This is a genomic window from Ottowia thiooxydans DSM 14619, assembly GCF_000422885.1.
GTDB classification, from domain to species: domain Bacteria; phylum Pseudomonadota; class Gammaproteobacteria; order Burkholderiales; family Burkholderiaceae_C; genus Ottowia; species Ottowia thiooxydans.
In genome coordinates this window covers 114,573-137,963 of sequence record NZ_KE383943.1, presented here as the reverse complement: position 1 = coordinate 137,963, position 23,391 = coordinate 114,573, and the positions used below count along the sequence as shown (strand labels likewise).

The window sequence follows — 23,391 nt, the reverse complement described above, 5'->3', positions numbered from 1 at the left end:
TAGCTTCAGCGCCGTTTAGCCACCCGCACCCCCGGCACGTCATGCACCGTACGCAGCACCTGCGCAAGGCGCTGGGTATCGGCCACTTCGACGGTGAACGTCATCCACGCCCAGCCCTTGACGGACTGGGTCTTCACGCCGATCACGTTCATTTTTTCTCGGGCGAAAACGTCGGAGATGTCTCGCAACAAGCCTTGGCGGTCCGTGGCTTCTACCGCCACGTCCACGGGGTAAGCCAGGCTCTGACGCGCGGCGGAATCGCTCCAGCCCACTTCAATCACACGATCAGGGTCACGCGACATCAGGTCGCGGAAGTTGGAGCAATCTCGTCTGTGTACGCTAACGCCCCGGCCACGGGTGACGAAGCCCGCAATGTCATCTGGTGGTGCGGGTTTACAGCAGCGTGCCGGCTGAGTGAGCAAGGAATCCAGGCCCACCACCAATACGCCGCCTCGCGTAGAGCTGGCAGGGCGTGGTTTGCGCAGCAGCACCTGCTCGTCTGGATCGGGTTGAGGCTCAGGTGGACGAAGAACGGTCTCGATATTGCGCAGTGAGAACTCGTCTTTGCCTACCGTCTCAAACAGGTTGTCCGCTGTTTTGAAACCAAGGTCCGTCGCCAACTGCTCGAGCGATAGCGCTGTGCGTCCTTCTCGCTGCAAAAGCTTCTCGACCATCTCTCGCCCGCGAGCCACCGTTTCCCTGGTGTACTGGGCGTTGAACCAGGCGCGCACCTTGGCCTTGGCTCGAGCGCTGGCAAGGTAATGCAGATCAGCGTTCAGCCAGTCGCGCGAGGGCCCGCCCTCCTTGGCCGCGTTGACTTCCACCGTCTGGCCGTTCTGAAGCGGGGTGTTAAGCGGCACCATCACGCCATCCACCCTCGCGCCCCTGCAACGATGGCCCAATTCGGTATGCAGCGTATAGGCGAAATCGACAGGTGTGCCACCCGCCGGCAATTCGACAATAGCCGCCTCGGGTGTGAGCACATAAATGTGTTCATCGAACAAGCCCTGTTGTGGCTCACCACCCGTCAGGTCACGCTCCCACGCCAGCAACTGGCGCAGCACGGCGATCTTGGCGTCGTATTCGCTGGCTGCAGAGACGCCTGTATAGCCTTTGGTACCGGCCTCCTTGTAAGCCCAGTGCGCGGCAACGCCATGTTCTGCGTGCTGGTGCATCTCGGGCGTACGAATCTGTATTTCCCAGGCAAGTTCATCTTCATCACGCACGACGGTGTGCAAAGACTGATAGCCGTTAATCTTGGGTCGCGCGATGTAATCGTCGAATTCGTCTGGAACCGGGGTGTAGTGCTCGTGCACCCAGCCAAGCGTTGCGTAGCAATCAGCCACGGTGGGTACCAGTACCCGCAACGCGCGCACATCAAACACCTGATTGAAATCCAGCGCCTTCCCACGCATCTTCCTCACGATGCTGGAGATGTGCTTGGGCCGCCCAGACACTTGAGCGGCGATACCTTGAGCACGTAGCGTGGTTTCTATGTAGTCGCGCCGCTGCGCCATGGCAGCCTCACGCTCTACACGGCGCTCGTCCAGCAATGAAGCGACGAGCTTATAGGTGTCCGGCTCCTGGGCCCGGAAGATAAGATCTTCCATCTCCCATTTGATCTGCCAGATGCCCAGCCGATTGGCCAACGGAGCAAAGATCTCGTGCGACTCGCGCAGCAGGCTGGGCGACGGCGGTTGCCGGCAAGCCGCGCAATGACGCAGCGTTTGCAGACGTGAGGCCAACCTCAGCAACACCACGCGCAAATCGCGGCTGAAGGCCAGCAGCATCTTGCGCACGTTCTCGGTCTGCTGGCCGGCCTGATCGGAATCTGCTGAGAGTTCGTGCCGGCTTGCTCGTGAACGCTGCTGCACGCGCTCCAGGTTGGCGGTTTCCACCGCCAACCGGGCAAAGCTGTCGCCAAAAGCCTTGCCGATCACTTCCGTTGGACGATTGAGCTGGGGGCTTGCGTAGCTGAGATAGATAGCCGCCTGCATGGCTTCCGAGCCACCGATTTCCGCCAAAATATTGGCCACGGCATCCGCATGGGCCAGCAGGTTCTCTCCGGAACCGGCGACTTCATCTCCGATGAGCGGCTCCGCAAATGCACGGGCACGCGCCCGTACGCCCTCCTGGGAAGGCATGGCTCGTGTCGTGGCCGTAATGACGTCGGCAACGGGTTGGCCGGGGCCCGGCGAGAGAGTGGGCGTCTGCTTCATGAAGGCTGAGGCGTATCAGTAGAGGCCGGCAACAGAAAATCAAGCACCGTAAGCACCTGGTCAAGCGCCACGAGGGTAGGCGCGTGGCCGACACCGGCAAACTCCACTACGCGCGCTTGTGGCCCCCGTTTTTGCATGGCTTGCGAAGTGGCGACTGAAAGCAGATCGGAATCCGCACCACGCAACACCAGGGTTTCGGCCGTAATCTGATCGTAAATCTGCCACAGCGCGGCTTCCCCTTGTACCGATGCCTCTTGCGTGACATGGGCGAAAGGTACGGCAATGGCTGGGTCATAGTGCAAACGAAAGCCGCCCTCAGGAAGGGCTTTGAGCATGGGGCGAGAGAGGGCGAGCCACTGCTCATCGGTGTGCGGTCCAAAGCTGGTAGAGACGGCACGCATGGCCTCGGCAGCTTGCTCGATAGTCGCGAAAGTACCGCTCCTGCCCAGATACTGGCCAATCCGCTCCAAAGCCGCCCATTCGATAGCGGGACCCACATCGTTGAGTATCAAGCGGCGAATGGGCACCGGCAGAGGTAGCTTGGGCATGCCCGCCAGCGAAAGACCAATAATGCCGCCCATGCTGGTTCCTACCCAGTCGAGCGTGTCCAAGGGTGCGCTGCGGTGTAGCTGCGAAAGCATGGCCAGCATATCGCCTACGTACGTGACGAACTGGTAGCCCATAGGGTCTTTCAGCCAATCGCTCTCGCCTCGGCCCACAACGTCAGGGCAAACCACGCGCAGTGGTTGGCCCGTGTCTGCAGCTCGCTGGAGGAGCGCCCGTGCCACTACATCAAAATCGCGCCCCTGGCGTGAGAGGCCGTGCACGCAAACCACCAGGCGCGATGCCGTTGGGTCGCCCCATTGCCACCAGGCCATTCGATGCCCCCCAGAGGAATCTGAGCAGGGAACGTGATGAAGTGTGGGCTCGGTCATGATGAGGCGAAATTAACTAGCGTCTCGGAATCGTAATTCAATTGCCGAGGCCGTTTTATCCAGGGGACTCTGTTGAGGCCAAAAATGGGCAAAGCTACCCCTTCTCCGTCCATCTGCGTCGCCGGTGCCCCTTCCCTCGAAGGGTGATTGGCGCGCACAGAGTCAGATCAGGCCTTACCGTGCCTGAACTGACCCCGACACGGTGACCTGCACAAGGCTCTTTCCAGGCTCTACCGCCACTGGCGCGGCATCAGCTGACTTTGAGAAGGCGCGTGCCTCCATAGCCATCGGACGTGGGCCTGGGAAGCCCGAGTCGCTGGCATCGACCGTGACCTCGCGCAAGCCATAGCCTGCAAATCCAAAAGCCTTGGTGATCTCAGCCGCCCGTGCCTTGAAGCGCTCTATGGCCTGAACCTGGGCTTCGGTCTGCACCTTGGCACGCTGCTCGCGGCTAAGGCCAAAGGCGATATTGCCAATAGGCATGGACGTGGCACGTGCCGCCGCCTGGGTAATGCGTGGGAAATCGCGGCCTTCCAAAATCAGCTCAGCCCGACCTTGCCAACCATTGATTTTGCCTTCCTTGCCGTAGCGAGGATTGACACTGAAAGTACCGGTGCTGACATTCATGTCTCCCGCTTGCGCAGATTTTTTGACTTCGGCGAGCGCGCTATCCAGCGCCTTGCGCAACTCAGCCTGTACGCCAGCGGCCTCCGACCCCTCACGCGTGGCGACCAGTGAAAGCATCAAGGTATCTTGCACCACTTCTACCTGACCGGCGGCAGAAAGATGGAATACGTTCTGAGAGGAATTTAGAGCCAAAGGTGAACCCTGCGCGTGTGCGACTGCTGCGGAAGTAAAAAGCGCGAGGCCCAGCAGGAGCGGGCGAAGGCCAAGGTTAATTTTCATCGCCGGGGCGCTCCCAAGACGAAATCGCTCCGTCGGGGAGCAGCGAACCTCGCGAAGCGGGAAAGCGTAGGGGATTTTTTTCACTTCGTGATCCGTTCATGAAAAGAATGAAATGACTCGTGTTGTGGGCACGCCGCAATGCGCACAACCATCCACGAGCATAGAGAAGAGAATTAACGAATGCGGGAGGAAGATTAGAGACAGAGTACGCGGTAAAAATTCCCGCGTTCTGTGAAGGAATTCAGCGCCGTGCGGAAAAGCCGTCTGGTCCGGTGAGAACTTCGCCGGAGCTGCGGCTCGATTCCGCTTGTCCGGCTGCGCGGCGCACCTGATCTCTTAATTCGGACCGCTCCGCAGGTGTGAGCCGACGCCCTTCCAAGGCCGGCTCTACGTTGACCTCGCGCTGAAGAGTCTGCACTGCTGTCCACAAAGCGCTTCGATGAATAGGCTGAAATTGCGCCGCCTGCTCTTGCGAATGTGGCGTGTTCAAAGCGGACTCCCCCATAGGCTGCGCCATGGCCATCGGGGCCAACGCAGCGGCACTTACGAAAACATTAACGACTTTGTTTGTCATAACACTAGAACTTTCGCATAAGCCTGCGTATTTTTCCTCTTAAAGTGCCCTGGGTAGGGCAACATTTGTAACTCTATGAAAACCTGCAAGGGAAAACCCCAAATGCTGAGGATTTCACTGTAACAATGGGCCTGTTACAAATTCGACCGAGGACACCTATGAGCCAGGTTGCACACCGAACCGACAAGATTGCCGTCGTTGATGACGATGCCCGAATCCGTGACTTGCTGCGGCGTTACCTGTCGCAGGAAGGCTTTGAAGTGATAGTGGCGGAAGACGCCAAGGCGCTTTCACGCATCATGCTGCGTGACACGATCGATCTGATCGTGCTTGATCTGATGATGCCAGGTGAAGATGGTCTTTCAGTATGCCGCCGCTTACGGGCGACGGGAGACAAGACGCCCATCATCATGCTCACTGCCAAAGGCGAGGATGTAGATCGCATCGTGGGGCTGGAGGTAGGAGCTGATGACTATCTGGGCAAACCATTCAACCCACGTGAACTGCTGGCACGCGTTCACGCCGTTTTGCGACGCCGCCCCCCACAGGAGGCCCCTGGCGCGCCTTCCGCAGAGAACGAAAGCGTGGCCTTCGGACCCTTCCAGTTCGACCTGGGCGCCCGGACTCTGCACAAAAATGGCGAAGAAATTTCACTCACCACGGGTGAATTTGCGATGCTCAAAGCTCTGGTGCGCCACCCTCGCCAGCCGCTTTCACGCGAGAAATTGGCCCAACTGGCTCGTGGCCGGGAGTTCGAACCGTTTGATCGAAGCCTTGACGTGCAAATATCCCGCTTGCGCAAGCTGATCGAGCACGATGCCGCGAGCCCACGCTACATTCAGACAGTCTGGGGGGTCGGCTACGTCTTCGTACCCGATGGTGCCGGCTGACACTGGTCATTGAGGCAGTCCAATGGCGGCGGCATCCGATTTTTACGAATCCAGCGTCTCGCATGAGCCGGAGGCATCTCCGTTGGATTCGCTGAACGCCCCTTTGGACGGGGGGCCTTCTTCAGGAATCGCCAGAGGAGGCTTCAGCCTGTTTTGGCGAACGTTTTTCCTGCTAAGCCTTTTGCTGCTAGGTACCTCCGTGGGCTGGTATCAGCTCTTTCGCACGCTAGAGTACGAACCTCGTGTGATAGACAACGCCAGGCAAGTGGCCTCGCTGGTGAATCTATCCCGTGCAGCCCTGGTGCACTCCGATTCAATTGCCAGGGTCTCGCTCATCAAGACATTGGCGGACCAGGAGAAGGTTCGCATTCTTCCGCATGAGCCCGGGGACAAGTTCGACCTGTTTGCACATACCGAACTTGAGCAACGCATGAGCCGCGAATTGATTGCACGGCTTGGCCCCGGTACGGTCGTGGCAGGTAGTGTCAATAACGAACCCGGCCTCTGGGTCGGCTTCAGTATTGAGGGCGACTCCTATTGGCTGCTGATGGACCGCTCACGCATTGGAGCTCTGTTGGGCGGCAGTACCTGGCTGTTGTGGTTGGCCTCGCTCGGCGTGCTTTCGCTCATTGGTGCGGCACTGCTCGCCCGCCTGATCAATCGGCCGCTGCGCCTCTTGTCCATTGCCGCGGCACGCGTACGCGATGGTGATTATCTGCAAGGCCGGCTAGATGAGGGTGTGCTCTCAAGCGAAGTACGTGCGGTCAATATCGGCTTCAATCGGATGGCAGATCAGCTGTCGATGATCGAACAAAACCGCGCCGAGATGCTAGCCGGTATTTCGCACGATCTGCGCACACCTTTGGCGCGGTTGCGCCTGGAAACCGAGATGAGTGTGCCCGACCCCGAAGCCCGCGAGCACATGGCGGGAGACATCGCGCAGGTCGACACCATCATTGGCAAGTTCCTTGACTACGCCCGGCCCGACCATGTCAATCTGGAAGCGATACCGTTAGCGCATGTTGTCGCCGCGAGTGTTTTGCCCTTTACCTCGCGCGAAGACATGCACGTCAAAATTGAGGTGCCGGCCGAGTTGCGTGTGATGGCCGACGAAATTGAGCTTTCACGCGTGCTCTCCAACCTGCTCGAGAATGCGCGCCGTTATGGGCAGAGCCCCGAAACAGGCGTCACGCACGTGCATATCATCGCGGCCGCCCGCGAGCACTGGGTAACGCTGCGGGTTCGCGACTACGGCCCTGGTGTACGCAAGGAAATGCTTCCCCAACTCACCCGTCCATTCTTTCGCGGCGATACTGCCCGCACCTCCGCCACTGGCGCTGGATTGGGTTTATCCATTGTCACGAAGATGGTTGGGCACATGGGCGGCACCCTGGTGCTGAGCAATAGCTCCAGCGGGGGGTTGGTAGCCACCATTCGCCTGCAACAAGCCGCGGACCAGCGCTCGGCTCAGAAGAAAAAGCGCTAAGAGCCTGTTCAAAGTCTCTGCGCGAGGGCCATTGTGTTCGAAAAGCTGTGGCTGCAAGGCGAAAAACGCAGGGATACCTTGTGGTATCGCGAGTATTTTCAACGCCGCAGACGCGGTTGTTCGGGCGCAAGGGGACCGCGAGGAGACTTTGAACAGGCTCTAAGCGCGCGTGGCAGAGTCAGCGCCTAGGAAAAAATAAGCACGGCAGCACGCGCCTCGATCGCCGCGCCCTGCCCCACCGGCCCCAGACGTTCGGCGGTCTTGGCTTTCACATTGATCTGCGCTGGCGCGACTCCCAGCACTTCGGCGATTCGCTGGCGCATGGCCTCAATGTACGGCGCAAGGCGTGGGGCCTGTGCAACGATCGTGCTATCAACGTTGCCAATATGCCAGCCGTTTTGACGCACGCGTCGCCCAGCCTCAGCCAGCAGGGCCGCAGAGTCTGCGCCTTTGAACGCTGGGTCTGTGTCCGGAAAATGCCGCCCGATGTCTCCCAGACCTGCCGCGCCCAGCAGTGCGTCGGTGATGGCATGCAACAGGGCATCTGCGTCCGAATGACCAAGAAGGCCGTGCGTGTGAGGAATGAGCACACCGCCAAGTATCAGCTCACGACCTGGAACCATGGCGTGCACGTCCCAGCCTTCGCCGATACGAAAGGGGGGATTGGGGCTAACGTTCATTTGTGAATTCTTTTCCGAGAGAAGCGTGTGATTCACTCCCCTGCAGTATGGAGAGATGAAGGAATAATTTAAGAGTCTGCCCGGGCAGCCAGAACAGCTTCAGCCAGAGCGAAATCCTCAGGATAAGTCACCTTGAAATTACTCGCACTGCCAGCGACGAGCAACGGGTGCCGGCCTGCCGCCTCGATCGCACTGGATTCATCGGTAATACCGGAAAACCCCGTGGCGGCATGCGAAACCAAAGCTTGTCTGAGTGCACCAATGGGGAACATCTGGGGGGTTTGCGCCAGCCACTTGCGGCTACGGTCGATGGTAGCGCTCACTCGGCCGCTTTGCTCGTCCTTGAGCGTGTCGGGCAGCGGAAGCGCCAATAAGCCGCCCACGGAGTCTGGCAGGCAAGCATCGATCAAGGCATTGATCTGAGCCGGCGTGATGAGACAGCGCGCCGCATCATGGACCAACACCCAATCGCCCGCGTTAGCGCCTTGCGCCAGCAGCCACTCCAAACCGTTGAAGACGCTCTCCGCGCGGGTCTGGCCGCCACAATCAGCGACCAGGAGACTATCAGCGCTCCGAGTCTGACCGCCTCCTGGCACCGGCAGGTGGAGTGTTTCGAAAAAAGGATCGCCCGCCGCAACCACTACCAAGACGTGCGCAATACGTTCTACGACCGCAAAAGCTTGCAAGGTGTGAACCACCATGGGCTGGCCGGCTACTGGTTGGTACTGCTTGGGCTGAGCAGTGCCCGCGCGCGAACCAACCCCGGCGCACGGGAGGAGCGCATAGCATTTTCGGGGGTCGTTCGTACGGGTGATCGGATTTTCCGGTTGCATTTCCATGGCGCTCATACTGAACTATAGAGGCAAGCCGCCCCTGATGAATCTTGAAAACGCCAGACTCCGCACATAGCGCGCGGTTGGCCCAAGTGGCCGACCGCCTGAGCATGGCGCGCTCGTTCTTGGACAGTAACTTGTACGGCCAACACGTTCTTGCGCGATTCCGTAAAATTCGAGCTTATACCTCCGTCCAGCCTGGCCGGGGGTTTTGTCGTTTCTTCCCGCACCCATGGATCTGCCCAAACTTACCCCAGGCAAGCGCTTTACCTTGCCTCGCCCCCCAGGCTCGGCCGATGCTTTAATGCTGGCGCAATTGGCGCGGCAGGAAAAAGCTGCCGGCCGACTGACCGCGATCTTCACAGCTGATCCCGCCGACGCCAGGCGACTTCAGGACGAACTGGCATTTTTTGGCCCTGACTTGCGCACGGCCATGTTTCCAGACTGGGAAACGCTTCCCTACGACAGCTTCTCCCCTCACCAGGACCTGATCAGCGAGCGCCTGGCCACGTTGTGGGCGATCAGACAGCGCGAAGCGGATGTGGTGTTCGTGCCAGCCACCACCGCGCTATATCGCCTTGCGCCGCCAGAGTTCATGGCCGGCTACACCTTTCACTTCAAGACTGGGCAGAAGCTGGATGAGGCAGCACTCAAATCGCAGCTGACGCTGGCCGGGTACACGCATGTGACGCAGGTTTCGGCGCCTGGTGAATACGCCGTGCGCGGCGGCCTGATCGATCTTTTCCCGATGGGCAGCCTCATGCCCTATAGGGTGGATCTGTTTGACGACGAAATCGATTCCATCCGCAGCTTCGACCCAGACACTCAGCGCAGCCTCTTTCCAGTGCCTGAGGTACGACTGCTACCGGGCCGGGAATTTCCGATGGATGAGCCCGCGCGGGCCAAATTCCGCAACCGCTGGCGCGAACTGCTCGAAGGCGACCCCACCAAAAGCCGTATTTACAAAGATATGGGAAATGGTGTGGCCACGGCGGGCATTGAATACTACCTGCCGCTGTTCTTTGATCAGACTGCCACCGTATTCGACTATCTTGGAGAAGGCGCCACGTTAGCCCTCCACGGCGATCTTGAAGCCTCATTCCAGCAGTTTTGGCAAGATACCCGTGAGCGCTCCCGGTTGGCACAGGGCGATCCGGAGCGTCCGGTGCTTCCGCCCGAAACACTGTTTCTGGATGCTGAAGGCTTCTATTTAGCGGCTAAACCGCATGCGCAGCTGGCATTGCGCCCCTCCTTGACGGCGGCCACGCCGCTTCAAGGGCATTCTTCCGATGAAGGCGGCAGCGCCTTTGCCGAATTCGAGGTGCTTCCCCCTCTCACGGTAGCACGGGGAGCCGACGATCCTCTGGCGCGGCTCCACGCTCACATTGCCACCGCGCCTCAGCGGGTACTGCTGCTCGCCGAGAGTGATGGCCGCAGAGAGAGCTTGCTGGACTTCCTGCGCGCTTCAGGCCTGAATCCCCCTGCCTTCGATTCGCTCGCGGAATTCGAAGCCACGCGCGACGAGAAAATCGGCATCGCCAAAGCGGCCCTGGCCCAGGGCTTTGCGTGGATCGAGGGCGGCATCGACCTGGTCACGGAAACCGAATTATTCGCTACCGGCTCCAGCACACGCAGGCGCAAGAAGCAGGAACAGGTGAGCGACGTTGAGGCGCTCATCAAGGATCTGAGTGAGCTCAAGGTGGGTGACCCAGTAGTCCATACCCAGCACGGCATCGGACGCTACCGCGGGTTGGTGAACATGGATCTAGGGGGCAAGAACCCTGATGGCTCCCCCGCCGTGCAGGAATTTCTGCATCTCGAATATGCAGGCGATGCCGTGCTGTACGTGCCGGTATCGCAGTTGCACCTGATTGGTCGCTATACCGGCGTTTCGGCCGATGAAGCCCCGCTGCACAAGCTGGGAAGCGGTCAATGGGAAAAAGCCAGGCGCAAGGCGGCCGAACAGGTGCGCGATGCTGCAGCGGAGCTTCTGAACATCTACGCTCGCCGTGCGGCCCGCCAAGGCCACGCGTTCCGTTACTCTCCGCAAGATTACGAGCAGTTCGCGGCCGATTTCGGGTTTGAGGAAACTGCGGATCAAAAGGCCGCTATTCATGCGGTCATCCAGGACATGATCAGCCCGCAGCCAATGGATAGGCTGGTGTGCGGTGATGTCGGTTTCGGCAAGACCGAGGTGGCTCTGCGCGCTGCCTTTGTAGCTGTGACGGGCGGCAAACAAGTAGCGTTTCTCGCCCCCACCACCTTGCTGGCGGAGCAGCACTATCAAACCCTGCAAGACCGTTTTGCCAAATGGCCGGTGAAAGTGGCGGAGATCAGCCGCTTCCGTTCTGCCAAGGAAGTGACCGCCGCCCTCAAGGGTATTTCCGATGGCGGTGTGGATATCGTGGTGGGCACGCACAAACTGCTCTCCGAAAAGACCAAGTTCAAGAACCTTGGCCTGCTGATCATCGATGAGGAACATCGTTTTGGCGTGCGCCACAAAGAGGCCATGAAGCAGTTGCGCGCAGAAATCGACGTGCTTACGCTGACGGCCACACCGATTCCGCGCACCATGGGCATGGCCCTTGAAGGCCTGCGCGATCTGAGTGTGATCGCCACCGCGCCGCAGCGGCGGCTGTCCATCAAGACCTTTGTGCGCAATGAGGGTACGGGTGTGATCCGCGAAGCGGTGCTGCGCGAATTGAAGCGCGGCGGGCAGGTGTATTTCTTGCACAACGAGGTGGAGACGATTGAAAACCGCCGCCAAGCGCTCGAGAAATTCTTGCCTGAGGCACGCATCGCCATCGCCCACGGGCAAATGCCTGAGCGCGAACTTGAACGCGTGATGCGCGACTTCGTGGCGCAGCGCTTCAACGTGCTCCTGTGCTCAACCATCATCGAGACGGGCATCGATGTGCCCACCGCGAACACCATCGTAATCGCCAGAGCCGACAAGTTTGGCCTGGCGCAGTTGCACCAGCTGCGTGGCCGCGTGGGGCGCAGCCACCACCAAGCCTATGCCTATCTGATGGTGCCTGAGATCGACGGGCTCACCAAGGCGGCATCCCAGAGGCTGGACGCCATTCAGCAAATGGAAGAGCTGGGCAGTGGCTTCTACCTGGCCATGCACGATCTCGAAATCAGGGGTGCGGGCGAGGTTCTGGGCGAAAACCAGAGCGGCAACATGATGGAGATTGGATTTCAGCTCTACAACGAGATGCTGTCTGAGGCCGTCAATAGCCTCAAAGCCGGTAAAGAGCCGGATTTGCTCAGCCCGCTGCAAGCCACGACTGAGATCAACCTGCATGCGCCTGCCCTGCTGCCCAACGACTACTGTGGAGACGTGCACTTGCGCCTGTCGTTCTACAAAAAGCTGGCCACGGCCAAGACCAACGAGCAGATCGATTCATTGCTGGAAGAGATTGTCGATCGTTTCGGCAAGCTTCCGGCGCAGGCTCAGACGCTGATCGATGTGCACCGCCTGCGTGTGCTTTCACAGCCTTATGGCGTGCAAAAAGTGGATGCGGGGCCGAACGCCATCAGCATCACCTTCAAACCGAACCCGCCCATCGATCAGATGGCCATCATCCAAATGATCCAGAAGAACCGGCACATCAAGCTGGCGGGCAATGACAAGTTGCGGATTGAGCGTGAGTTGCCTGAACCCAATGCGCGTGCTCAAATGGTTCGAGACGTGTTGAGGAACCTGGGGAAACCCACGACCGTAGCGGCTTAAGACCTGTTTACTTTCTTAAAGAATTGGCGACATGTACTTCATCCCTTCCGGGCAAACCTCCAGGAAAAAGCCAGCCTTGAAGCTTGCTCAAGCTCTGTTGTGCTTGTGCCTGCTGGGCTTCGGTGCAAGTGGATGGGCGGTGGAAATTGCCGAACAACCCTCGTTGATACAGGATTTCGCTGCCGACGTCATTCGATCGGATGATGCGCAAGGGCGCTCATTCGGAGTCGTCGACAAACCACGAGCAACTCTTTGGGTGTTCGATGCACAAGGCCGGCTATTGGACCGTAGCCCGGTGTTGGTGGGGCAGGCGCGGGGAGACGTAGCACCTGCCGACATCGGTACGCGACCTTTGAACCAGGTACGCCCGCACGAAAAGATCACGGCGAGCGGCCGCTTTGTCACTGAAGCAGGCCGGAACCTCAGCGGAGAAGACATTGTCTGGCTCGATTACGACTCGGCAATGTCTATTCATCGGGTACGTAACGTACCGGGCGAAAACCGCACCAAGCGGCTGGCCTCAGCAGATGTGGCGGACAACCGTATTTCATATGGCTGTGTGAATGTTCCGGCAGACTTCTACGACAAGCACATCCAGCCCATGTTCGGGAAGCGCCCAGGTGTGATCTACGTGCTGCCTGAGGGAAAAACAGTCTCGGAGGTATTTCCTTTTGCCACCGATGCTTATCGAAGGCCCAGGAATCGCTGAAAAAATGAGCACTCGCAGGACGTCTCATCAAGTGCGTTGACGATCTATCCAGACTCACGTTTTCTGGTTCGACATGGATAATCGGGGAAGATTGAGCTACCTGATTGACTGCAACATGACCAACTCGCCAAATTCCGCACTTCAAGCAAACGCCCTCCAGGCTTCAGACACGGATGGGCTTGTCTGCCAAGGCTTCGCTCCGCCGCTGAATCTGAAGGACTTCCGACTGATTGCGTTCGACATGGACTCCACGCTCATCAACATCGAGTGCGTGGATGAAATTGCCGATGCAGCAGGCCGCAAGACTGAAGTGGCGGCCATCACCGAAGCCGCCATGCGCGGAGAGATCACGGACTACAAGGAAAGCCTGCGCCGCCGGGTGGCTCTGCTCAAAGGCGTGACAGTGGCCCACATGCAGCAGGTGTATGACGAGCGCCTGCAGCTCAACCCCGGCGCAGCCGAGTTGGTGGCGGCCTGTCAGGCAGCAGGGCTGAAGACCCTGTTGGTCTCAGGTGGCTTCACCTTCTTCACCGATAGGATCCGAGACCGCCTGGGGATCGATTCCACGCGCTCCAATGTGCTGGAAGTAGAGAACGGCGTGCTCACAGGCCGGATGGTCGATCAGCCTTGGGGTGACATCTGCGATGGCGAAGAAAAGCAGAAGATGCTGCTTCACACTTGCGCACAACTTGGCATTGATCCCAAGCAGGCAATAGCCATGGGTGATGGCGCCAACGATCTGCCCATGATGAGCGTGGCGGGTCTGTCCGTGGCTTACCACGCCAAGCCTGCGGTGCGCGAAAAGGCCATGGTGGCGATCAATTCAGGCGGGTTGAATCGGTTGCTGGAAGTGGCGCGCGTTTAATTCTGAATGGTGTTCGTTAGATAAACACCCTTCGAGCTTGACACCTGTCGAAGCACTGCGAGAGGCTTCGACAAGCTCAGAAGGTGTTCCTGGTTTCAACGCTACTCACTACTTGACAGAAACCACTGAACCTCGTGCCAGGGTTAGCGTGTGGCACGCCTTGAATCATTCAGGCGCAACATGTTCCCCCCACTCATACAGAGCCTCTAAAACGCCCTGCCCGCGTTCATCCTCTACCGTCTCGCTGAGCGCGTCGATACGATCGAACAAGCCTTGCACAGTCAGCGCGCCGCCTTCTCCATCAATCAATCTTGCCGCACGATGAGCACGCCAGCGCTCTGTATCTGCTTCGTTTAGAGTTTCTGGAAAGTTACGAGCGCGGTAGCGAAACAGCAATTCGCCCAGGCGCGCATCATCGAAACCCGTGCGAGCCAACGCCAGCTCGGCCGGAGGTAGGCGCAGTAGTCCGTCCAGGCGGCGGCGATCACCGCTACCAACAAAACCACCGTAGAGATCTTCATCCACGTCCACGGGCTCTGTGCTTTTTGGCCGCGTATAGATCTGCGGCCAGAGTGCGCTCATGTCAGGCAGTGCCCGCAAGCGCTCGAAGTTCCGTTCAGCGCTGGCCATGTCAATTCCCCAACGAGCTGCCAACTCCGGGCTCAGGATTTTGAGGTTATTGATGACGATGGGCGATTTATTCAGGTGCACGCTCTTGATGGGTAAGCGAGTCATCCCTTCAGGCAAATCCGCTGCTGCAGAAAACATGCGTTGGCGAATGATCTCCGGTTTCATGTCGGCCAACTCGGAAGGATCGGCGGACAAGTCCCAGGCGAGCAGCTCATTCTTGTTGCTCGGGTGCATGGCCAAGGGCGCCATGAGGGCCAAGCAACCGCGTGCGGAGCCGAACATGCCCGAGACATGCAAAAACGGCCGCGCATTGGCCAGCGTAGTTGGCAAGCGCAGCTCCTGGGCTACACGGTCTTTCTTGTGTAGAGAAAGGCAGAAATCGAACAATTTCTCATTGGCTTGACGCAAAAGACGCGCCAGCGCGATGGTGGCACGCACGTCGGAAAGCGCGTCATGCGCGGCCTCATGCAAAAGGCCATTGGCAGCACTGAGCCGCTCCAGCTTGAATGAAGTCAGGCCATCCTCGCCCTTGGGCCACTGGATGCCTTCGGGGCGCAGTGCGTGGGCGCATCGGACCACATCAAGCAGATCCCAACGTCCGCAATCGTTTTGCCATTCACGCGCATAGGGATCGCGGAGGTTGCGCCAAAAAAGATGCCGTGTCACCTCATCATCAAAGCGGATGGAGTTGTAGCCAACACCCACGGTACCGGGCTCGGCAAGAGCGGCGTTGATCCTGGCCGCGAACTCATGCTCAGGCATGCCCTGCTCCAGGCACTGCTGAGGCGTAATGCCGGTGATGAGGCAGGCCTCGGGCTCAGGCAATGCGTCGATTGGCGGCTGGCAGTACCACATCATGGGCTCGCCGATCTCGTTCAGCTCCGCATCCGTGCGCACAGCAGCAAACTGCGATGGCCGATTGCGGCGCGGATTGACCCCAAAGGTCTCGTAGTCGTGCCAGAGAAAAGTGAGCTGACTCATTCGATGTTCTATTCAAGCGGTAAAGGGACGTGAACTGTAGTGATGCCGACCAATGAAGCCATCAAGCGCCGTGTGCTTTTTACAGCATCACGCAGGACCGGGCGGATTGGTACGCAAGTGTTCCAGGCCGAATGTATGAAGCAAACTACCCGCTGGCGCACCGACCGCCAGTTCTGGCGCGCCTGCCAAGGTCTGAGCAAAGTTGCCTGTAAACAGCTTCGCCCCTTGGTGTGAGAGATTGGAGCAAGCGTCCACATACACCTTGCCTCCCAGGCGGTTCCACAATCGGCAGAAGTGGTAGTCCTCGGAGAGATAGTGGCGGGAAACAGGGTCAACGCTCGTGTCAAAGAAAAGGTAGTGCAGGCCGCGGTCAACGGTGCCGCGAGAGTCCGGTACGTATTGCAGATCCGGATAGGCCGCCATCATGCGTTCGAACACACTGCGCTTGATGACCATGAAGCCGGTCGGCGCTTCTTCCATTTCCATGAAGCCATCTTCCTGGACCTTCAAGTCCACGCGGTCTGGCTTCTCACCCCGCTTGGTATTGGCCGTATACCGCCGGCTCCGCAATTCGTATTCCTCGCGACTCAGGCGGGTTGAAGGGTCACCATCGGGCCAGCCCTGCCATTTGAGCGGATACACGCCAGCAGCCACGTCGTAGCCCGAACGCAATAAGCGCAAGGCGGCCTCAGGGGAAAAACCAATGTCCGAATCAATCCAGAACAAGTGCGTCCATGTCGGATTCGCCAGGAATTCCGCTACTGCGTTGTTCCGCGCCCGCGTCACAAGGCTTTCGCCGTGCGTGAGGTAGACCTGCAGGGGCATCCCCACCCCTCCACAAACGTGGCTGAAGTTCAGCAAAGACAGCACGTAGTTGTGGAAGTACTTGCCGTCGTGACTAGGCGTCATCACGACGGGGTGCATCTGGCGCAAGGCTTGGTCATCCAGCATGGAGAGACTTGGGGTAATTTGAAGAGTCGATGGTGCCACAGGCGGGCATTGCCCTGCGACCTTGAGACAACCAGGAAGCGGTCTTTACTGCTTCGGTGTCACCATGGCCAGCAAGTCATTCACGTCAGCCGCATACTTTTTCCACTCTATCTCCTTGTCTAACCAGATGTGCAGCAGGACATGCGTTTTTGAGCGAGCGGTGGTGCAAGTTATATGGGTGACTTCCAGTACGTCTTTCTTGATTAATGGTTCTTCGCTGGCGTGGCATTCAAAGCCGAGCGGCATCTTGAGTTCGGGCGGTACGGGCACTTCAACAAAAACCGCCAGTCGCTTCTTGGCGCCCTTAACGTAGGCTCGCCAAAATGCATTGTGTCGGGGCGGGTCATTTTCCAGTTTCTGTTCTTGCAGCGTGAAACTGATGTCACCGCTCGTCGCCCGGTGATCCAGTGTGAATCGGGGATCACCGTCACTATCCAGTTCATCATCGCCAAGCTCCCATGTGGAGCCTTTGGCCTGCACTGAAAATACGCGAGGCGCCTTGGCCGTAATGTCCCGGTCGCTGCGGGATTCGGCGCCGCTGGTGGCGCTAAATACCATCAACGCCACGCCTAGGCTGGTGCATACCGCTGCGAAAGTCATGCCCTGGTTTAGTTTCACGCCCTGATCCTTAAAAATGCAGCCGCTGTTGCTGCGAACATCGTCAATGCTACAGGGAGGCTGGTATGCGGACACCAAGAAAAAAGCCGGTCAGCTGAACTGACCGGCTTTCATGGAGATCAAGGGAAAACCTTAATCCGCCGCGACTTCCTCTTCTGGCTCCGCAGGCTCAGCACGCGCCCGATCCCGTTTGGGAGTAGGGGTAATGTCGAGCAGCACTTCGTCTTTATCGTCCAGATCCACACTCAGGCGCCCACCGTCCGTCAGGCGGCCGAAGAGCAACTCGTCTGCCAGTGCCTTGCGGATAGTGTCCTGAATGAGCCTCTGCATAGGGCGTGCGCCCATCAGGGGATCAAAGCCTTTCTTGGCCAGGTACTTGCGCAGCTTGTCGCTGAACGTGACATCGACCTTTTTCTCAGCCAGTTGCTGCTCAAGCTGGAGCAGGAACTTATCGACTACGCGCAAGATGACCTGCTCGTTCAGCGCCTTGAAGCCCACAATGGCGTCCAGCCGGTTACGGAACTCAGGTGTGAACAGGCGTTTGATATCGGCCATCTCGTCGCCCGCTTGCCGCGGGTTGGTGAAGCCAATGGTCGCCTTGTTCATGGTCTCGGCGCCCGCATTCGTCGTCATGATGACGATGATGTTGCGGAAGTCGGCCTTGCGTCCGTTGTTGTCGGTCAGGGTGCCATGGTCCATCACCTGGAGCAGCACGTTGAAGATGTCCGGATGAGCCTTCTCGATCTCATCGAGCAGTAGCACGGCATGCGGTTTCTTGGTGACGGCCTCGGTCAAAAGACCGCCTTGGTCAAAACCAACATAGCCGGGAGGCGCACCGATCAAACGGCTGACGGCGTGACGCTCCATGTACTCTGACATGTCGAAGCGGATCAGATCGACACCCATGATGTAGGCCAACTGCCGGGCAGCTTCGGTCTTGCCGACGCCTGTGGGGCCAGAGAACAGGAACGAACCAATTGGTTTGTCGCCTTTACCCAAGCCTGAGCGCGCCATTTTTACGGCGGAGGCCAGCACATCCAGCGCCTGGTCTTGACCGAACACGACCGATTTGAGATCGCGCTCCAGCGTTTGCAGCTTGCTGCGGTCGTCATTGCTGACATTGGCCGGAGGAATGCGTGCAATTTTGGCCACGATCTCTTCGATCTCGGCTTTGCCAATGGTTTTCTTGCGTTTGGACGCCAGGGCAATACGCTGCGCGGCGCCAGCCTCATCAATGACGTCAATGGCCTTGTCAGGCAAATGACGGTCCGTGATGTACTTGGCCGAAAGCTCGGCCGCAGCCTGCAAGGCAGCCAGAGCGTACTTGACACTGTGGTGCTCCTCAAACCGGGATTTCAGGCCCTTGAGAATGTCCACAGTTTCAGAAACGGTGGGCTCCACCACATCCACCTTCTGGAAGCGCCGTGAAAGTGCCGCATCTTTTTCAAAGATACCGCGGTACTCCGTGAAGGTCGTCGCGCCGATGCACTTGAGCTGGCCGCTGGAAAGAGCGGGTTTCAGCAGGTTCGAGGCATCCAGCGTACCGCCCGAAGCCGCACCGGCCCCGATGAGCGTGTGGATTTCATCGATGAACAAGATGGCATTGGGCTTGTCTTTGAGGTTCTTCAGAACGCCCTTGAGCCGCTGTTCGAAATCCCCACGGTACTTTGTACCTGCCAGCAACGCGCCCATATCGAGCGAGTAAACATTGGCCTCAGCTAGGATTTCCGGAACGCTGCCTTCCGTGATGCGCCAGGCCAGGCCCTCGGCGATGGCGGTCTTGCCAACGCCTGCTTCGCCCACCAACAGTGGGTTGTTCTTACGGCGGCGGCACAGAATCTGAATAGTGCGTTCAACTTCGTAGTCGCGCCCGATCAGAGGGTCGATCTTGCCTTCCTTGGCCGCCTGGTTCAGGTTTTGGGTGTACTGCTCCAGCGGAGAAGCTTTTTCATTCTTCTCACTGCTTTCCTCGCCCTCGCTCGCACCGGGCTGGCCTTCAGCCGGCTTGGCGGCTTCTGGCGGATCGCTCTTGCGAATGCCGTGGGCAATGAAGTTGACCACGTCGAGGCGCGTGACGCCTTGCTGGTGGAGGTAATACACGGCGTGCGAGTCTTTCTCGCCGAAGATCGCCACAAGCACGTTCGCGCCAGTGACTTCCTTCTTGCCATTGCCGGTGGACTGCACGTGCATGATGGCACGCTGAATCACACGCTGGAAACCCAACGTAGGCTGAGTGTCCACATCGTCGGTGCCGGCCACCTGAGGGGTGTTGTCCTTGATGAAATTGGCAAGCGACTTGCGCAAATCGTCAATATTGGCCGAGCAGGCGCGCAAAACTTCCGCCGCGCTGGGGTTATCCAGCAGGGCGAGCAGCAAATGCTCGACTGTGATGAATTCATGGCGCTGTTGCCGTGCCTCGACAAAGGCCATGTGCAGGCTGACTTCCAGTTCCTGGGCAATCATGATGGTTTCCTTGTTTACGCCGTTACCTTACTACCGATCTGCAATAGTGTCTCGGCGTTTCGATAATCAAAAATGGGGGAAGTTCGGTGATATTCAACAGTCCGTTAATCAACGGGCTCGCTGACGCACTGCAAGGGGTGCCCGGATTGCCGGGCTGCGTCCATGACCTGATCAACTTTGGTGGCTGCTACGTCGCGTGAATACACGCCGCAAACAGCCTTTCCGTCGAGGTGGATCTTGAGCATGATCTGGGTGGCTGATTCACGGTCCTTGTTAAAAAACTCCTGAATCACGACCACGACGAATTCCATGGGGGTGAAATCATCGTTAAGCATCAGCACCTGGTGCATCTGCGGTGGCTTGACTTTCTGGGGAACACGCTCCAAAACAACATCACCACCCCGCTCCGGAGGTTGAGCGGGTGCGGGGGGGGCAGGTTGACCCGGAGGTCTGATCGGAATGGATGTGGCCATGAAAATCATTTTATCGGGCTGGCTGATGCCACACCGAATGCGTGGAAACAATGGGACGGAAGATTTGATTCAACGCCTGAGGCTTAGAACGTGTCCTGAATGAAAACAACAGGTACCCATGAGTCACTTGAACGTGTTTTAAAGGAAATGAGGATCACTCCAGAGAAATGCAAGGGCCGTGCCACTTTTAGGCCCCAAAAAGCAATTAGTTGCCAAATGTTGACAAGTGCGAAGCTGTTACGCAAACTTGTACTAATAAGAACGGCAGTAAAGGAGACAGGGTATGCCCAGCGGAAAAGTCAAGTGGTTCAATGACCTAAAGGGGTTCGGCTTCATCGAGCCCGACGGGGGCGGCCCCGACGCCTTCGCCCATTTCTCGGCGATTGAGATGGATGGGTTCAAGACACTCAAGGAAGGCTCCCGGGTGAGTTTTGAGCTGGATCAGGGGCCCAAAGGCCTGCTGGCGCTCCATATTCAGGCTGAGCATTCAGACACCCCGACACCGACCGAAGCGACGGCAAGCGCCCCTGGCGGAGATGCGCAAGTCGAGGCCGGGGTTTAAACCTAAGGCATTCAACACGCCTTGTAAGGAAACACCCTAACAAGGTGTTTTTGGTTTTTTCGAGTCTGAGTTATTGAGCGATCGTGATGACGCTGTAGGTCAATCTCGCCGCATGACCTCGCGTTCAAGCAGCGGGACGCTCTAAGAAATCAAGCCAAATCCTGCAACCGAGGTGGAGCTGGTATACCCAGCTTCTATGCGGTGGATGGGCTCTGCTGCGTGGTCAGGAGAGCAACACAGCCAGCAAACCAGCGGCCGCGAACAGTGGGCCATCACAAGAGTGTCGCGCAATGCCTTCTCGCATATGCGAAAAATCACACCAATAGGCACCTCACCACTGAGGAACGCCGATAGTAGACTTAACTCCTGTATACATAGCTCCTGAGACACGGCCGCGACCTGAATACTCGTCGCCAGCGGGAACAATGCCAGCCTCGGCGCCACCCGCTCCAATAAAGGCTATGTAAATCACTTATTTACATTCGATTACACTGGTGCAATCCAGGAGACCCTTTACATGAATTCGAAGCGTTTTGGTTTAGTCCAGCGGTTTAAACTGATCCTTGGCACATTCTTATTAGCTACTGCATCAGGTCCCAGCTTTGCGGAGCAATTCATTTACGCGCCCGCCACATTTTTCGGCTTCAGCGGATGGACAGCCGGCTGGATGAGCAACATGCCGAGAGGCACGCTAAATCAGGACTGGTACCCCGGATCGACCACCGCTTCACAGGTGACCAACTACGCAATCACCGACACGCACGACACGACTTTTCTGGCGAGCACCAGTGCACAGAGGGTTGCGCCGTCGATGACGACCTCCCTGAGCCCGGACCCCGCACTTCAAGACTTTCAGATAATTAATGGGCTGTCGCCGACCAACGTATCCGCCGCGATGGCAATTGCCGAAAATCAGTACATCGAGTTCCCGTTTACGACGGGTACGATGTACTACGCGGATACAACAGCCTCCGCCGCAAAGTTCTACATCAATTTGATCACCACTGCACAGCGCTGGAATCAGAACGGCAATAGTAATCCCCGTGCATTTGGCTACGCCGCTTACATCGTAGACGGGAGCGGCAACCACGTTGGCGGGGAGATAGCAAGCCTCGCTGATGTACGAACGAGCCTTGGCACAAGTTTTGAATTCGTGCGGAATCAAGATGGCCCCGGTCCAGGCCTTACGCTGCAGCCAGGGACCGCCTACACCCTGCGGTTTTATCTGCACCGCGCAAGCGGCAACACCGATGGCAGGGCTTCATGGGACGACACCTTGTTCACAATGAGCCGCGAGGCCCTGGCGGAGATTGTTGTGTCGGCAAGCACAGTGTCGGCCACCCCAACACCCGCCGGCACTGAAAACAACTACAACTACACATTCGATGTGTATAACAACGGACCAGATCCAACGACCGCCATCATTTCAGACGGACTGCCGACGACGGTACCCCCTGGTACGGTCACATGGACTTGTACGCTTCAAAATCCGGCGGGCGCTTGCAACGCGTCGTCGGGCGCGGGTGTCATCAACAACCCCAACCAAGCTTTGCTTTCCGGACAAACAGCGGTCTACAGCGTGTCCTGGACGGGCCCTGGTGTGACAACGCCAGACACACACACCATCAGCGCACTGCCCACCACAACTAGCCCTACTGACCCCATCACCACCAACAATACGGCCACAGTCAGTCTGGCACCGCCCACAATTACTGCGAGTAACGACTCACTGACCCTGTCAACGTCTACGAGTACGGGCGCTACTACCGTCACCACCAATGACAGTGGTGTAGGGGGAACCGTTGACCCGAACTCGGTGACCGTGGCTCTGCAGCCTCCAGCAGGCAGTGTTGCATGCGTTGCGGGGGTCTGCACTTACACGCCACCGGCTGGCGGACTCCTGGCACCGGTAGACTATCAATACAGCGTCTGCCTCACCCCTCCGAACGGCACCATCTGCACCACCGCAACGGTGACAGTCACGCCGCCGCCCACGATTGTGGCAACAGATGACGCTGTGACCTTGCCGACCAACACCAGCCCAGGTGTGACTCCGGTGACTACCAACGACACCGGCATCATGGGCACCATCGATCCAAACTCGGTGAAAGTGGCAACGCCACCTACAGTCGGCACGGTCGCCTGTGCCGCAGGCGTATGTACCTACACACCGCCGACCGGTGGGCTCACCGCGCCAGTGACTTATCAATACGAAGTCTGCCTGGAGGCACCGAGCGCATCGGTCTGCACCACCGCCACGGTCACCGTGACACCGCCGCCCACGATTGTGGCCACCGACGATGCCGTGACCTTGCTAACCAACACGAGCCCCGGCGTGACCACGGTGACCACCAACGACACCGGAATCATGGGCACGGTCGATCCAAACTCGGTGACTGTGGCAACGCCTCCGCCAGTCGGTACAGTCGCCTGTGCTACTGGTGTCTGCACCTACACGCCACCAGCCAGCGGGCTCACTTCGCCGGTGACCTACCAATACAACGTCTGCCTGGCAGCGCCGAATGAGTCGGTCTGCACGACAGCAACCGTGACCGTATCACCACCATCGCATGCACCAGTCCCGGTGCTGGGCTGGTTGGGCCTCGGCTCGCTTGCATCCTTGCTGGGTGTGTTTGGTATGGCGCGCGTGCGTCGTCGCACAGGGGGTTGAACCTCCGCACGGTGTTACGGGCCACGCACTAAGCCGCGTACACGTTGATGAGATCTACGGCACGCACACGGTGCCTATGAGGCGAACACAGCGAAAAAATAGCCATCCTTAGAGGTGGCTTTTTTTTGCACCGCCTGCCCCACCGGAGCTTGGTGGCCCCAGCCGGGCTG

General features: G+C 58.5%; 18 protein-coding genes. 7 read left to right on the top strand and 11 right to left on the bottom strand.

Annotation, left to right across the window (positions count from 1 at the left end):
• Nucleotides 1-5 precede the first annotated feature (5 nt).
• The 4 genes from G518_RS0129885 to G518_RS0129870 all read right to left on the bottom strand — a co-directional run bounded on the left by G518_RS0129885 (nt 6) and on the right by G518_RS0129870 (nt 4,634).
• Nucleotides 6-2,219 carry a RelA/SpoT family protein gene (locus G518_RS0129885; RefSeq protein ID WP_028605602.1) on the bottom strand — a complete coding sequence of 738 codons (2,214 nt, stop codon included), beginning with the start codon at nt 2,217-2,219 and terminating at the stop codon, nt 6-8.
• Nucleotides 2,216-3,154: an alpha/beta fold hydrolase gene (locus G518_RS0129880; protein WP_028605601.1), complete on the bottom strand. Its 939-nt coding sequence runs from the start codon at nt 3,152-3,154 to the stop codon at nt 2,216-2,218. Before G518_RS0129880 ends, G518_RS0129885 begins: the two co-directional genes overlap by 4 nt.
• 174 nt (nt 3,155-3,328) lie before the next feature.
• Nucleotides 3,329-4,060 (bottom strand): SIMPL domain-containing protein, encoded by a 732-nt coding sequence (locus G518_RS0129875; protein WP_028605600.1) that lies wholly within the window; start codon nt 4,058-4,060, stop codon nt 3,329-3,331.
• A 241-nt stretch (nt 4,061-4,301) separates the two neighbouring features.
• Nucleotides 4,302-4,634, bottom strand: coding sequence for a hypothetical protein (locus G518_RS0129870; RefSeq protein ID WP_028605599.1), 333 nt, complete (start codon nt 4,632-4,634; stop codon nt 4,302-4,304).
• Between the two features lie 158 nt (nt 4,635-4,792).
• On the opposite strand from G518_RS0129870, the gene ompR reads away from it, so the two are divergent.
• Both ompR and G518_RS37645 read left to right on the top strand, forming a co-directional pair.
• Nucleotides 4,793-5,524: an osmolarity response regulator transcription factor OmpR gene (ompR, locus tag G518_RS0129865; protein WP_028605598.1), complete on the top strand. Its 732-nt coding sequence runs from the start codon at nt 4,793-4,795 to the stop codon at nt 5,522-5,524.
• 22 nt (nt 5,525-5,546) lie between these two features.
• Nucleotides 5,547-7,010, top strand: a complete 1,464-nt coding sequence (locus tag G518_RS37645; protein ID WP_051237556.1) for a sensor histidine kinase — start codon at nt 5,547-5,549, stop codon at nt 7,008-7,010.
• Nucleotides 7,011-7,195: 185 nt separating this feature from the next.
• Here G518_RS37645 and ispF read toward each other — a convergent pair whose 3' ends face one another.
• Complete coding sequence (ispF, locus tag G518_RS0129855; RefSeq protein ID WP_028605597.1) at nt 7,196-7,690, bottom strand: 2-C-methyl-D-erythritol 2,4-cyclodiphosphate synthase; 495 nt, start codon at nt 7,688-7,690, stop codon at nt 7,196-7,198.
• A gap of 68 nt (nt 7,691-7,758) precedes the next feature.
• A complete protein-coding gene (gene ispD / locus G518_RS0129850; protein ID WP_245598202.1) occupies nt 7,759-8,529 on the bottom strand; it encodes a 2-C-methyl-D-erythritol 4-phosphate cytidylyltransferase in 771 nt (256 codons plus the stop codon).
• A gap of 226 nt (nt 8,530-8,755) precedes the next feature.
• Here ispD and mfd point away from each other — a divergent pair, with 226 nt between their 5' ends.
• The 3 genes from mfd (at nt 8,756) to serB (ending at nt 13,833) form a co-directional block, all read left to right on the top strand.
• Nucleotides 8,756-12,259 carry a transcription-repair coupling factor gene (gene mfd / locus G518_RS0129845; protein ID WP_028605595.1) on the top strand — a complete coding sequence of 1,168 codons (3,504 nt, stop codon included), beginning with the start codon at nt 8,756-8,758 and terminating at the stop codon, nt 12,257-12,259.
• Nucleotides 12,260-12,290: 31 nt separating this feature from the next.
• Entirely contained in the window at nt 12,291-12,968 is a 678-nt protein-coding gene (locus G518_RS37640) for a L,D-transpeptidase (protein WP_156909602.1), read from the top strand.
• 115 nt (nt 12,969-13,083) lie between these two features.
• The gene (serB, locus tag G518_RS0129835; RefSeq protein WP_028605594.1) at nt 13,084-13,833 is read left to right on the top strand and encodes a phosphoserine phosphatase SerB; all 750 of its coding nucleotides are present in this window, start codon (nt 13,084-13,086) and stop codon (nt 13,831-13,833) included.
• Nucleotides 13,834-13,998: 165 nt separating this feature from the next.
• On the opposite strand, the gene sbcB is transcribed toward serB, so the two are convergent.
• The 5 genes from sbcB to clpS form a co-directional block, all read right to left on the bottom strand.
• Nucleotides 13,999-15,444 carry an exodeoxyribonuclease I gene (sbcB, locus tag G518_RS0129830; protein WP_028605593.1) on the bottom strand — a complete coding sequence of 482 codons (1,446 nt, stop codon included), beginning with the start codon at nt 15,442-15,444 and terminating at the stop codon, nt 13,999-14,001.
• Nucleotides 15,445-15,531: 87 nt separating this feature from the next.
• The gene (locus G518_RS0129825; protein WP_028605592.1) at nt 15,532-16,395 is read right to left on the bottom strand and encodes a hypothetical protein; all 864 of its coding nucleotides are present in this window, start codon (nt 16,393-16,395) and stop codon (nt 15,532-15,534) included.
• Nucleotides 16,396-16,479: 84 nt separating this feature from the next.
• Nucleotides 16,480-17,052, bottom strand: a complete 573-nt coding sequence (locus tag G518_RS0129820; RefSeq protein ID WP_156909601.1) for a hypothetical protein — start codon at nt 17,050-17,052, stop codon at nt 16,480-16,482.
• Between the two features lie 132 nt (nt 17,053-17,184).
• Nucleotides 17,185-19,515, bottom strand: a complete 2,331-nt coding sequence (gene clpA, locus G518_RS0129815; protein ID WP_028605590.1) for an ATP-dependent Clp protease ATP-binding subunit ClpA — start codon at nt 19,513-19,515, stop codon at nt 17,185-17,187.
• Between the two features lie 104 nt (nt 19,516-19,619).
• Entirely contained in the window at nt 19,620-19,997 is a 378-nt protein-coding gene (clpS, locus tag G518_RS0129810) for an ATP-dependent Clp protease adapter ClpS (protein WP_028605589.1), read from the bottom strand.
• A 274-nt stretch (nt 19,998-20,271) separates the two neighbouring features.
• Here clpS and G518_RS37635 point away from each other — a divergent pair, with 274 nt between their 5' ends.
• On the top strand, nt 20,272-20,550 hold the full coding sequence (locus G518_RS37635; protein WP_051237555.1) for a cold-shock protein: 279 nt from the start codon (nt 20,272-20,274) through the stop codon (nt 20,548-20,550).
• 517 nt (nt 20,551-21,067) lie between these two features.
• Nucleotides 21,068-23,221 (top strand): hypothetical protein, encoded by a 2,154-nt coding sequence (locus G518_RS0129800; protein ID WP_028605588.1) that lies wholly within the window; start codon nt 21,068-21,070, stop codon nt 23,219-23,221.
• Nucleotides 23,222-23,391 lie beyond the last annotated feature (170 nt).